We start from the raw sequence: 12854 nt of genomic DNA on the forward strand, positions 1-12854 counted from the left end.
GGACCCGCAACCTGGCTTCGGGCCGTGTTATTTCAGAATTTCAGTTCTTTCGTGGTGGCGACCATGCAGTTTCTCTTCATCCCGCCGAAAGTCTTCAAGGGCGCCATCCATCGTCCGCGTGATGATGTCTTCCAGCGCGCGCGCTGTGTTAATCCGTCCCATATAAACATAATCGGCACCGCACGCATAAACCTCCTGAGCGGAGGCGAGTTCTTCGGCATTGGCAATCACAATTGCTTTTTTGTTTATCCGCCGAACGACCTTTACCAATTCCTTGTTGCTGGTGCCCCGGAGGATATCATCCGGGATGGTCGCAACCACGACCTTCGCCGAGCCTACCCCCGCATGAAGAAGGATCTCGTCATTTGACAAATCACCATAGCGGACAGCCGCACCGAGCTTTCTGATCGCAGGATGGAGTTGCACGTTAAAATCGATCACAAGGATACGCGGCAAGAGCTCTGGCTTGTTCTTGGCAATGTCATGGAGTAGCGAAGAGGCAACGCGGTGGAACCCAAGCAACACCAGGTCATATTCTTTCTCCGCATCCAGGGCGCCCTCGTCCGGCTCGCGAAAACCAATTGCCTGAAGAAAAGGCGCCACCCAGCGATGAAAATTATAGGCATGCTTGTAAAGTGCTGGTGTCAGAAGTGCCGTTATAATAAACGCAAAAATGATTGCACTGGCGAATTCACCCGAGATATGACCGTATTGTGTCCCCAGATAAGAGATTACGAGACCAAACTCCGAGATTTGCGCAAGCCGAATGGAGGCAACTTGTGCGTGACGCTGATCCCCGCCCGTGAAATAGAGCAAGGGAAAGAAAATCAGCTGCCGACTTAAAAGCGCAAAAAAAGCAAGCGCAACAGCGATCACGATGACACCCATATCTTCTATCGGGGGGACACTCATTCCCAGACCAACAAAAAACAGGGTAATGAAGAAATCCCGCACAATGCCAACCTTGGCAACAATCTCCCGGCTGTAGGGAAGAGTTGCGAGGGTCAAACCCGCAATCAGAGCACTCATCCCTGTGGCGACGGACATGTGTTTACCCTCACCGAAGACAAATTCCCCGACATGTTCAAACCCGCGACCAATAAACACAATAGCAAAGCACCAGCCAAGCGCACCGACCAGCATCATCTGCGGCTCTTTCGATAGCCAGCGAAACACCAGTGGAACAAGACTTTTGGCAAGTGAATAGGAGACCAGCGCCAAAAGAACTATCCCAAGAATAGTGTACACGACAGGCATCACTTCAGGGGCCGCAAAGGAGGGCTGCAGGATAATTACGATGATCGCCCAGAAGTCCTGGAACACCAGAAGACCAAGAGCAATTCTTCCCGGTTCTGTATCCAGTTCATATTTTTCCTGAAACAGCTTAATCACCAGAAGCGTCGACGATCCGGCAATAAATAACCCGAAATACAACGCGTCGTAGTTTCCACCAATCGTTGACAATCCACCCCAGACCAGCGCCTTGCCGATAAGAAATCCAAACAAGATGGTAAAGGGATATTGAAGCAGGCCGGAGATAATAATCATCTTGCCACTTCGCAGCATTCGCCGCAGATCAATCTCCATCCCGATCATGAACAAAAGCAGAATAAAGCCGAGTTCCGAAATTGTTTCTATATTTTCCGGCTCGGTTATGAGCTTCACGCCAATCGGACCGATTAGAATGCCACAAACCAGGAACGCCGCAATACTTGGAATCTTGATCCGAACGAAGATGATCGCAAGAATACTCGCAATAAACAGGCTGATACCGATATCATAAACAAGCGAGGGCATAGCGGCCGCTGATGCATGGGCCGGCCGTATCAGAAGCGGAAAGAAAACCGCCGCAATCCCGAGACCCGTTGCCCGCATAATACCCATACAATTTCCTACCGCAGCAAGACGCTTTCGCTTAAAAAACACTATACCGCAAATCACGGTAGAGAATAAGACAGATAGCCTGTAAGCCGGGTTCTGTCCCTGAATGCAGGTGATGATCATTCATCTAGGATGCCTGTTACCAGACACCTCAAGCAACCAACCCGGATGATAGCCCGGAAAACCGGCTTGCGCACAGGTTGCCCCTGCGCCGACCATCCCTATTTGGTTTTGCTCCCGATGGGGTTTACCGTGCCGCTCCTGTTACCAGGCGCGCGGTGCGCTCTTACCGCACCCTTTCACCCTTACCCGGAAATCCCGGGCGGTTTGCTTTCTGTGGCACTTTCCCTGGGGTCGCCCCCGCCGGCCATTAACCGGCATCGTATTTCCGTGGAGCCCGGACTTTCCTCCCCTTGTCTTTCGACAAGCGGCGATCATCCAGCTATCTGTCTGTTTGTAAGTAAGCGCCAGAAATGCTCAAGTCAAGCGGCGAACCTCGGCCAATACCGCATAAATTATAGCCTGCGTTTCTTCGTCAGCATTCCCGTCCACGCAAGAGGGGCGCCAGTGACGCTGAAAAGCCCGAACAATATTTGTCAGCTTCGCATCATAAATTCCATTTACCACGACATGGTAACCGATCTCTTTCAGGGCTTTCTGGACGGCAAAAACATTCGCGCCCTGTTCGCCTGATGCAAGCGAAATACATTCCTGAGAAACCACTGTGTCTTCTGCATACCACAACCCGACCCCCGTCCGGGCCAGCGCTTGCCAGGGAAACAATTCACCAGGATCTTCCTTCCGATCCGGCGCAACGTCGGAATGCCCAACAACGTTCCGGGCTGGAATAGCGTGGCGGGTGACGATACCATTCGCTAGCGCTGTGACCGCAACCATTTGCTCCGCCGGAAAGGCGCGATAGCCAAATTCATGACCAGGGTTAACTATTTCCACCCCGATCGAGCGGGCATTGATGTTGTCCGCCCCTCGCCAACTTGCAACGCCCGCGTGCCACGCGCGCATTTCTTCTTTCACAAGGGCTAAAATCTGGCCATCTTCCCGAACAAGATAATGTGCGCTCACTTTCGACGCTTCGTCTGTCAACCGATCAAGGGCGCCATTTGCCGTCGGCATCCCTGTATAATGAAGGACGAGCATGTCAATTGGCGTCCCGGACCCACGCTGATCATAATTTGGAGAAGGCCGCCAAATGATATTCTCAACCATCGCTGATATTCTTTACTGGCTTCTTTTTGGCTGATCGCAATGTAATAATTGTTACACCACTCATCACCATGGCCCCGCCGACCATGAGTTCCACTGTCATGACATCCCCCCAGAAAATCATACCCAACGCCACAGCGAAGATGGGCACCAAAAGATAATAGGGGGCAATTGTGCTGACAGGGTAACGTTTGATCAGATAGTTGCCAAGCCCATGGCCGACAACCGTTGCGCCGATGGCAGAAAAAGCAACGGCTGACCATTCCTCCCAGCCAGCTGTTTGCAAAGCCGCCCCCTGTCCATCCTCAAACAGGAAAGAAAAGACATATAACGGAAGTGTACCGATGGCGGCCGTCCAGAAAGTCAGGTTAAGGGCGCCGACCCCCGGCATCGTCCGGACAACCACCATATTGAGGGAAACCATGAAGGAGGCAATAATAACAAGTACAGGTGATAGCCAGTTTGCAAATATTACCGGATCAAAACCAATGACCATTACTCCGGCGAATGCCATTAGAATTGCCGTCCAGCGTCGCCAACCAATCTTCTCCTTGAGAAATACCATCGCCAGCAGGGCGGAAAAGGGTACAAAAACCTGGTTGATTATCGCAACCGAGGAAATATCTGGTGATAGCGACAAGCCCCAGAACATCAACGAGAAATGACACACCCCCATCAGCACCCCGATAATTAGCATTTTCCGCCAATAACCATGCGGAAATGAGACAAAGGGCAACAGGACGACAATCACGATTGAAAAACGAAGCGCCGTAAAGAAAAGTGGCGTGAATATCTCCATGCCGATTTTCGCCGATAGAAAATTGGCTGCCCAGAGAAAATTGACCACCAAAATCAGGGCAAGGTCTTTATTTTTCAATTTAATGTTCCGATTCTACAGACCGCGGATCGCTATAATCTGATCATAGGCTGCGTTAATCTTGGCGAGTTTAGCATTGGCAACGTCCACAAACTCCTGTGGCAAACCATCCGCAATGACCTTATCCGGGTGGTTCTCACGAATGAGTTGTCTATATACCTTTTTGAGCTCTGCGTCGGAAATATCTGCCGAAACGCCAAGTATTTGATAGGGGTCCCGCTCCCCATCCTTGGCATGATAACTGCGAATACGGGCATAGGCAGCCTCGTTAAACCCGAAAATAGACGCAACATTCTGCAGATAAATATCTTCATCCGGGTGAAGGACACCGTCTGCCATGGCGATTGCAAACAGGCCATGAAGGAGATCCTCCATCAACTGAGGCGTATCACGAAACATTCGCGCGACCTGCGCGGCGTACTCTTCATATCCCGCTGTATCCTGACGCGCCATATTAAAGACACGGCCAACATTCTTTTCCTCATTTGGCGGAATACGAAACACCCGCTTGAAGGTGTTAATCTCCTCTCGGGTAACAACGCCATCTGCCTTCGCCATTTTCGCGCCAAGCGCAATGACTGCGATTGTAAAGGCAACCTGCTTTACCTGATGCTGTCCGATATTATCGTCTGTATCTGACGCAGTCGCGCGATATTTATCGACGGCATGTCCCGCCAGCCCTCCGACAAGAGCACCAAGCGGACCTCCAACAAGAAGGCCGGCTGCGCCGCCCAGTATTTTTCCCCAAATTGCCATAATTGTTTACGCTACCAAATAGTATTTTACCAAGAAGCACAATATCAGGAGGAATTCAAAATCGCCAGCGTTCCTAGTTCTTGAACTTCTGGTTTATCAGGAATCTTCTGTGTCATCATCATCAATAAGTATCCGGTTGGCCGCGCCATCAAGATCTTCATATTGCCCAGTTTTCAGACTCCAGAGGAAAGCGATAAGGCCAACCCCTCCCAGGAACAATGCTACCGGAATGAGATAAATGAGTACATTCATCGCATAGCCACCCTTCCTTCTAGCCGAAGGCGAAGCGAGTTGAGGCAAACGACAAGAGATGAAGCGGACATGGCAATGGCCGCAATTAGTGGCGTCACGATCCCCGCAACCGCCAACGGAACAGCAATTGCATTATAGAGAAACGCGAGCGAGAAATTCTGGAAGATCAGGCGCCTTGCAGCGCGTGCAACGCGGATCGTCTCCGTCACCGCTGACAGATCCTTCCCCTGAAAGACAAAATCAGCCGTTGTCTGGCTGATATCCGCTGCGCTTGCCGGAGATAAAGAAGCATGCGCAGATGACAAGGCCGGCGCGTCATTCAAACCATCGCCCACCATCAGCACCTTATGACCTTGATCTGCCAACGTTTTAAGGCGAGCAACCTTATCTTCCGGTTTCTTCTCTGCATGCCAGTTCTCAATGCCAAGCGCCTCGGCAAGTTCCTTCACCACGACCTCTCTGTCACCTGAGAGAAGCTCAACTTTAAACCCTTGTGCTTTCAACCTGTCAATCGCGGTGCGGGCGCCAGGGCGCAGACGGTCCCTGAAACGAAACTGGACCGCCTCCTTATTAGCGACACGCAGCCATAGTTCCGGACCTGGGGCTTGATCATCAGCTACGCCCTCTTGCACATGACAAAAGGCACGGCTGCCAAGACGAACTTCCTCACCGTCCAAGGCTGCTCTGAGCCCCTCCCCCGGGCATTCCTCTACTTCCAGATGGTCGCCAAGGCCGTATCCGGCCCGCGCGACAGCCCGAGCGAGCGGATGGCGGCTGTTGCTCGCAACCCGAGCCGCAAGACGCAGCTGTTCAGGCAATAACTCCTCGCGGTTAATGAGGTCGAGGCGGCCTTCTGTCAGGGTGCCGGTTTTATCGAAGACAACAACATCCACTTCCGCCAGACGTTCAAGTCCATCTGCCGCCTTGACCAGAATACCCTTCATCAACAAACGCCCACTTGCGACCACCTGTACGACCGGTACCGCAAGACCAAGCGCGCAAGGACAGGTAATAATAAGCACCGCAACTGCCTGCATCAGCGCGTTTTGCCAGCTACCGGCCAATATCCACCAGCCAATAAAAGTGGCCGCCGCCAACAAATGGACCGCAGGCGCATAAAATTCAGCAACCCGGTCGGCAAGACGAACATATTTCGCACGGCCCTGCTCTGCCGCCTCCATCAACCGAACAATATCCCCGAGTAAAGTATTATCGCCCGTCTTTGTTGCCTCAATCTCGAACGGCGCGTTCAGGTTCAGCGTTCCGGCAAAAACATTGTCGCCTGTCTTGACTGTTATTGGCAGGCTTTCACCGGTAATCAGACTCACATCGAGCTCCGATCGACCCGAACTCACCACCCCATCTACGGGGAGTCTGTCTCCCGCCATGATTTTGACTCGGGTTCCCGGTGTGACGGTCTCGACCGGTACTGTCTTGCTATTGCCATCAGGTAGAATGATAGTGGCGGCCACTGCCTTAAGAAGCAGCAAGCGTTCTGCTGCTGATCGCGCCTTGCTGCGCGCGGCATTATCAAGATAACGCCCAATAAGCAGGAAAAAAAGCAATGTGACGGCCGCATCAAAATAAACATGTTCACCGCTTTGAATGGTCTCGGCCAAGCTCATGCCAGCGGCGAGGATGACTGCCAGCGATATGGGTACATCCATATTGAGCCGACCGGCACGAACGGCGGCAAGTGCAGATTTAAAGAAGGGTTGACCTGCGTAGGCCACAGCAGGAAGAGCAACCATTGCCGAGATCCAGTGGAGGAAATCACGGGTTGCAGGCCCCATATCTTCCGAGAAAAGCCCAGCCCAAACCGAAACGGAGAGCAACATAACATTAGCAGCGGCAAAACCCGCAACAGCTAGCGCTCGAAGGAGGCGCATATTCTCCTCTGCTGCGGCTGATTTTATCATCGCGGGATTATAAGGCGTAAGCGGGTAACCCTGATCAATCACTGGTTTGACAAGGTCGGTGACATCAATTCCCTCCGGGCGCCAACGCAGAAACAACCGCCGAGTTGAAAAATTTACCCGCGCATCAAGAACCGCTGGATTGGATTTCAGGGTTTGCTCTACAGTTTTAATGCAATTGGCGCAGTGCATATTTTCGACGAGTGTATGCAAGATCGCATTGCCGTCCTGATCAGCCTCAACAAAAGCCGTTGGGTCGGCACTGACAAAGTCATCATAGTCCGCTGCGGGAGAAGCCACTTCACTCATCGCCATAGCACCGGCAGCACAGCAGTCACCACCCAGGTCGCGAGATTGCCGGAGGGTCAGATTATCGAAGTTTTTTTGGGCTATTTCACCCATATCCTCTTATCCAATCGATAAGGCTCTTTAAATCCGCCTCCATGCACAAGAATGGAGACATCCCATTGCCCAAGGCCTGAAAGCGAGACTTCCGCAGCATAGTGATCTTTATCATATACCAGAGATAGACCCTGATCTGTGCCCTCTATCACCGGGCGTCGAATGATTGCAACCACGTCCAGGTCTTTCAGGTTATTGCCATCAGCATCGATAATATTGAGGGTCAATTTTCCCTGCTCTGCTCCCGTCTGCACAAATTCCAGAGCGGGTTGCCACCCTCGGGTACGTTGACGTTCTCGGTGATCGATTTCTTCGTTATAAGCGAGGCCGCGTTTATAGGCATCGTCTTCACTTACACCTGAAAAACTTCCAAGCGCGAAATATACAAAGGCACCATTAACAGCAAACATTAACCCGAAGAATGCGGCCAGCATCAGGGCCACATGGCGTCCGGTCAGTGGCTTTCCATGAATATTTGCGTTCATTTATCCGGTCCCTTGAAGCTCGATGCCTGTAAATCTCGCTCACTGCTCTCAAAATCGGTAACCACGATATCGATATCGGAACTCTTGCCATCCAGGTTCTCCGCCGGAACAGATACATAGAGCTTATAACTGGAAAGCGAGTCAGCGGGTACGGTTACCAGCATTGGCAGTCCGAGCGGAGGACCACTCTCAAGCCAGGCCTGAACCCCTTTCAGCCCCTCCACTTCGATGAGGAATCGCCGAGTCTCATGAATTTTATTCAGGATCTTCACCGTGTAACCATTGCGAATAGATCCATCGGAGAGAGTCACGAACAACGGGTTACGGTCACGAATGACATTAACATCAAGGATGGACCGATTAAGCAGGGTAAACAGCATCACTGCGCCAACCAGAGCAAGTATCAATCCATAGGCGATGGTTCTCGGCCGGATAAAGCGTATGTTGAGTTTACGTTCCGGGTTGCTGTCAAATTGGCCAACGTGGGTATCATAGCTGATCAGTCCGCGCGGTAGATCAATCTTGTCCATCACGTCATCACAGGCGTCAATGCAGAGCGCACAGGTAATGCACTCCAGCTGCAACCCGTCACGGATATCGATTCCCATCGGGCAAACCGCAACGCACTGGTTACAATCAATACAATGCCCCCGGTCCGTCCAGGGTTCTCCTTTTTTATGCGGTCCACGCGGTTCACCTCGGGCACCGTGATATGTGACGGTCAGAGTATCCTCATCCACCATTGCCCCCTGTATCCGTGGCCAGGGGCACATATATGTACAGACCTGTTCCCGCATCAAGCCGCCGAACACATAGGTTGTCGCAGTCAAGGCGGCGACGCTGGAATAGGCAATAACAGGTGCTTCGAACGTAAACAGTTCCCGTAGCAAGGTCGGTGCATCGGCAAAATAAAAAACCCAGGCGCCGCCGGTGAGTACGCCGATTACGAGCCAGATTGAATGCTTCAACACCCGTTTGCTGAGTTTTGAGATCGACATCGGCGCCTTGTCCAGCCTTAGGCGGGCGTTACGATCCCCTTCCACCATGCGCTCAACAAAAATGAAAAGGTCGGTCCAGACCGTTTGCGGGCACGAATATCCGCACCAGGCACGCCCAAACAGCGATGTCACTAGAAACAGAGAAATTGCTGCCAGAATGAGCAATCCGGTAATGTAATAAATTTCCTGCGGCCAGAGCTCGATAAAGAAGAAATAGAACCGCTCCCGCGCAAAATCGACAAGCACCGCCTGATCCGGCCCACTCTCACCCCGGTCCCAGCGAATCCAGGGAGTGATATAATAGATCCCCAGGGTTATTCCCATGATGATCCATTTCAGGCGGCGGAAATTTCCACGCGCCTTCTTCGGCTGGATTTTCTCACGCTTCTCGAATAAAGCCCGGTTCTCTTTCTTGTTAACCGGACGTACGTCGATATTCTCAACGGAGCTGTCAACCACAACTCTTACTCCAAAATGGATAGGTTAAACGGATTACTCCCCGCCCCCGAGGGAGTGCACATACAAGGCAAGCTGGCGGATTGTTGTCTCATCTAACCGGTCGACCCAGGCTGGCATTACGTTGCCGCGGCCCCGGGAAATGGTTTTAAGAATAATATCCTTGTCTTTCCCATAGAACCAAATCGCGTCGGTCAGGTCCGGTGCCCCGAATTCCCGCCCGCCCTTGGCATTGTCCCCATGGCATGCTGCACAATTTTCCGCATAAACTTCCTGACCACGATCGACGGCAGCCATATCCTTCCGATCTTCCGAAAGGGAAAGGACATATTCCGAAACATCATTGATTTGATCTTTCGTGAGCATTTCGTCCGTAAGAAACGCGGGCATTTCGCCTATGCGGGTATCCTCGTGATCTGAGCGAATACCATACTTAATGGTTTCGTAAATCGCGTCCATATTCCCACCCCACAACCAATCATCATCATTCAGGTTCGGAAAGCCTGGCGCCCCTTGCGCGCCTGATCCATGACACTGGGAGCAGTTCACCGCAAACGCCGATTTTCCGCCTCGCAATGCAAACTGATAGAGCTGATCATTATTTTTCACCTCACTGAGTTCCAGCGCCACAAGAGCGGCCCGATCTTGTGCATGGGCCTCTGTTGCCTTGGCCAGTTCCTGTTCCAGCGATCCGCGAGAGGAGTACCCGATGAATCCGGAAGTATAGCTGGTAACAAGTGGCCAAGCGGGCATAACGATCCAGTAACCAATTGCCCAGACAATAGAGGCGTACATCGTCCAAAGCCACCACCGCGGCATGGGATTATCCAGTTCCTTGATACCGTCCCATTCATGTCCTGTGGTATCGGTGCCGGTGATCTCGTCTTTTTCAACCTTGTTGGACATCTTAATCTTCCTCAAGCGGGATATGGGCTGCCTTGTCAAACTTTTCCTTGTTTCGCGGCCACAATGCATAAACAAGCACCGCAATAAACAGGCCGAATAGGTAAAGCAGTCCGTAACTCTGTGCGAAGGTAGAAACGCTATGATAATCCATTAGTCTCCTCCTACCGTTTATTGGCATCCACGTCATATGACGTGAAGTCAACCAGGGTTCCCATCATCTGAAGATAGGCAATTAACGCATCCAGCTCCGACAGCATCATCGGATTACCATCAAAATTCCGCACCTGAGCCTTGGGGTAACGCTCCAAAAAGGCATCTATCTCGTCGGCATCCGGATTTACCTGTATTGCCAAATCCAGCTCCGCGTTAGCGATCATATCGTCCGTATACGGTACCCCGACAATCTTGTTTGTCTCGAGATTGCCAGCAACATCCGGCACATGCAGAGGCGTTTTCCCGAGGAAGGGATATCCCGGCATTATAGATTCAGGCACCACGTCACGCGGGTTATTCATATGAGTGACATGCCATTCATCCGAATAGCGTCCGCCCACCCGGGCGAGGTCCGGACCTGTCCGCTTGGACCCCCACTGAAACGGATGATCATACATGCTTTCCGCCGCCAGTGAGTAATGGCCATAACGTTCCGCCTCATCACGGAGGGGGCGGATCATCTGGCTATGACAGTTGTAGCAGCCCTCGCGGATATAAATATCCCGACCTGCGAGTTCTAATGGGCTATAGGGCCGCATCCCTTTTACCTTCTCGATTGTACTTTCGAGATAGAACAACGGCGCAATTTCGATAAGCCCGCCGATGGAAACCACGATCAGGACGAGAACCAGCATCAGGATCGAGTTTTTCTCGATTTTTTTGTGACTAAACATGTTCCTTACCTCGCCCCTGCAAATTCCATATTCAGCACAAGTGCCCCTGCTTCCTTCTCTCGCACGTCGCCCCGGACTGTCCGCCAGAGGTTATAGACCATAATGAGGGCCCCGATCAGGAAGAGGGCGCCGCCAAGTGCCCTGATCACATAGAAAGGATGCATTGCCTCGACCGTCTCGCTGAAGGAATATTCCAAAAACCCGAAGGCATCATAGGCGCGCCACATCAAGCCCTGCAGAATGCCGGAGACCCACATTGCGGTGATGTAAAGCAGGATACCCACCGTCGAAATCCAGAAATGCAGATTGACGAGCGCATCCGAATAAAGCGATTTGCGCTTCCAAACAACAGGCGTCAGGAAGTAAAGCGCCCCAAAGCTGATGTAGGCCACCCACCCAAGCGCGCCGGAATGCACATGGCCGATAGTCCAGTCCGTGTAATGGCTGAGCGCGTTGACCGCCTTGATCGACATAAGCGGTCCTTCAAAGGTGCTCATCCCGTAGAAAGCTACTGATGTCACCAGGAAGCGAACGACCGGATCAGTCCGGAGTTTATCCCAAGCCCCGGAAAGGGTCATCAGGCCGTTGATCATCCCTCCCCACGACGGCATCCAGAGCATGATGGAAAAAGTCATACCAAGTGTCTGCGCCCAGTCCGGCAGCGCCGTATAATGCAAATGATGCGGACCCGCCCAAATATAGAGGAAAATCAGCGACCAGAAATGAATGATCGACAGGCGGTATGAATAGACCGGCCGGTTCACCCGCTTCGGGATGAAGTAATACATTATTCCCAGAAAGCCCGCGGTCAGAAAGAACCCGACCGCATTATGCCCATACCACCATTGGGTCAGCGCGCTTTGCACCCCAGCAAACAGGGAATAGCTTTTCACACCCGCAAGACTGACCGGCACGGAGAGATTATTCACGATGTGAAGCATGGCAATAGTTACGATGAAGGCCAAGTAGAACCAGTTGGCGACATAGATATGCTTTTCCTGGCGCTTCCAGATCGTTGCGAGGAAAACCAGCAGATAGACCACCCACACCAGCGTCAACCAGATATCGACATACCATTCGGGTTCCGCATACTCCTTGGATTGGGTGACACCCAAAACATAACCGGTCGCGGCCAGCACGATGAAAAGCTGGTATCCCCAGAAGACAAACCACGGCGCGATATCTCCGGCCAGCCGGGCGCGACAGGTCCGTTGCACGACATGAAAAGACGTCATGATCAGGATATTACCGCCGAATGCAAAGATGACAGCCGAGGTATGAAGTGGACGAAGACGCCCGAAATTTGTCCAGGGAAGATCGAAGTTCAGGGCTGGAAACGCAAGTTGTAAAGCGATAACAAGGCCAACTGCAAAGCCAACGATCCCCCAGAATGCTGAGGCAATCACTCCCGCCTTGATAATTTCTGTATTGTAATTAACGCTGCCATTCGCATCCGCCAGGCCGGGGGTGTTAATGTTACGATAATTCCTTGCGATTAGCGCGAAGGCGCTGAGCACGCTGGCAATGGAAAATACCATGCCATGAAGCATCATCGTTGAATCGACCGCCTTCGCGGACAACATGACCCCTATCAGGGCACAGATTATTGTAAAAGCGAGCCATAACAGATTCATACCCGAGTTCCGTCTATTCCAATAGTTTACGGAGTATTCAAATCGTTTCGCGAACCTCTCGACAGCGCAAACTACTCATACTCCCCTCATTTCGCAGACTAGGTTTTAGTCTGCGCCTGACATTGATCTAAATCAACGCAAACAAAACCTTCTTCCCCGAAGTAGTTTTTTGGCCTCCTG

At 51.9% G+C, this 12854-nt stretch carries 12 protein-coding genes and 1 other RNA gene; all 13 read right to left on the reverse strand.

Features of this window, described 5'->3' with window-relative positions; all coding sequences use genetic code 11:
• Nucleotides 1-27: 27 nt before the first annotated feature.
• Complete coding sequence (locus GQE98_RS17780; RefSeq protein WP_161317260.1) at nucleotides 28-1884, reverse strand: cation:proton antiporter; 1857 nt, start codon at nucleotides 1882-1884, stop codon at nucleotides 28-30.
• Nucleotides 1885-1950: 66 nt separating this feature from the next.
• Nucleotides 1951-2331: RNase P RNA component class A (gene rnpB / locus GQE98_RS17785), an RNA gene on the reverse strand.
• A gap of 27 nt (nucleotides 2332-2358) precedes the next feature.
• Nucleotides 2359-3108, reverse strand: coding sequence for a peptidoglycan recognition protein family protein (locus GQE98_RS17790; RefSeq protein ID WP_161317262.1), 750 nt, complete (start codon nucleotides 3106-3108; stop codon nucleotides 2359-2361).
• The gene (locus tag GQE98_RS17795) at nucleotides 3101-3982 is read right to left on the reverse strand and encodes a DMT family transporter (protein ID WP_161317264.1); all 882 of its coding nucleotides are present in this window, start codon (nucleotides 3980-3982) and stop codon (nucleotides 3101-3103) included. Before GQE98_RS17795 ends, GQE98_RS17790 begins: the two co-directional genes overlap by 8 nt.
• Nucleotides 3983-3997: 15 nt before the next feature.
• The gene (locus GQE98_RS18050; protein WP_161317266.1) at nucleotides 3998-4738 is read right to left on the reverse strand and encodes a TerB family tellurite resistance protein; all 741 of its coding nucleotides are present in this window, start codon (nucleotides 4736-4738) and stop codon (nucleotides 3998-4000) included.
• A gap of 96 nt (nucleotides 4739-4834) precedes the next feature.
• Nucleotides 4835-4990, reverse strand: coding sequence for a cbb3-type cytochrome oxidase assembly protein CcoS (gene ccoS / locus GQE98_RS17805; protein ID WP_161317267.1), 156 nt, complete (start codon nucleotides 4988-4990; stop codon nucleotides 4835-4837).
• The gene (locus GQE98_RS17810) at nucleotides 4987-7308 is read right to left on the reverse strand and encodes a heavy metal translocating P-type ATPase (RefSeq protein WP_161317269.1); all 2322 of its coding nucleotides are present in this window, start codon (nucleotides 7306-7308) and stop codon (nucleotides 4987-4989) included. The genes ccoS and GQE98_RS17810 overlap by 4 nt, the downstream gene beginning before the upstream one ends.
• Complete coding sequence (locus GQE98_RS17815; RefSeq protein ID WP_161317271.1) at nucleotides 7296-7793, reverse strand: FixH family protein; 498 nt, start codon at nucleotides 7791-7793, stop codon at nucleotides 7296-7298. The genes GQE98_RS17810 and GQE98_RS17815 overlap by 13 nt, the downstream gene beginning before the upstream one ends.
• The gene (gene ccoG / locus GQE98_RS17820) at nucleotides 7790-9250 is read right to left on the reverse strand and encodes a cytochrome c oxidase accessory protein CcoG (RefSeq protein WP_161317272.1); all 1461 of its coding nucleotides are present in this window, start codon (nucleotides 9248-9250) and stop codon (nucleotides 7790-7792) included. Before ccoG ends, GQE98_RS17815 begins: the two co-directional genes overlap by 4 nt.
• 33 nt (nucleotides 9251-9283) lie before the next feature.
• Complete coding sequence (gene ccoP, locus GQE98_RS17825) at nucleotides 9284-10153, reverse strand: cytochrome-c oxidase, cbb3-type subunit III (protein ID WP_161317274.1); 870 nt, start codon at nucleotides 10151-10153, stop codon at nucleotides 9284-9286.
• A gap of 1 nt (nucleotide 10154) precedes the next feature.
• Nucleotides 10155-10304, reverse strand: a complete 150-nt coding sequence (locus GQE98_RS17830; RefSeq protein WP_161317276.1) for a cbb3-type cytochrome oxidase subunit 3 — start codon at nucleotides 10302-10304, stop codon at nucleotides 10155-10157.
• A 10-nt stretch (nucleotides 10305-10314) separates the two neighbouring features.
• Entirely contained in the window at nucleotides 10315-11040 is a 726-nt protein-coding gene (gene ccoO, locus GQE98_RS17835; protein WP_161317278.1) for a cytochrome-c oxidase, cbb3-type subunit II, read from the reverse strand.
• A gap of 5 nt (nucleotides 11041-11045) precedes the next feature.
• Nucleotides 11046-12674, reverse strand: a complete 1629-nt coding sequence (ccoN, locus tag GQE98_RS17840; protein WP_161317280.1) for a cytochrome-c oxidase, cbb3-type subunit I — start codon at nucleotides 12672-12674, stop codon at nucleotides 11046-11048.
• Nucleotides 12675-12854: the final 180 nt, after the last annotated feature.

Origin of the sequence: Sneathiella litorea, from assembly GCF_009882915.1 — a bacterium.
In the GTDB taxonomy this organism is placed as follows: Bacteria; Pseudomonadota; Alphaproteobacteria; order Sneathiellales; family Sneathiellaceae; genus Sneathiella; species Sneathiella litorea.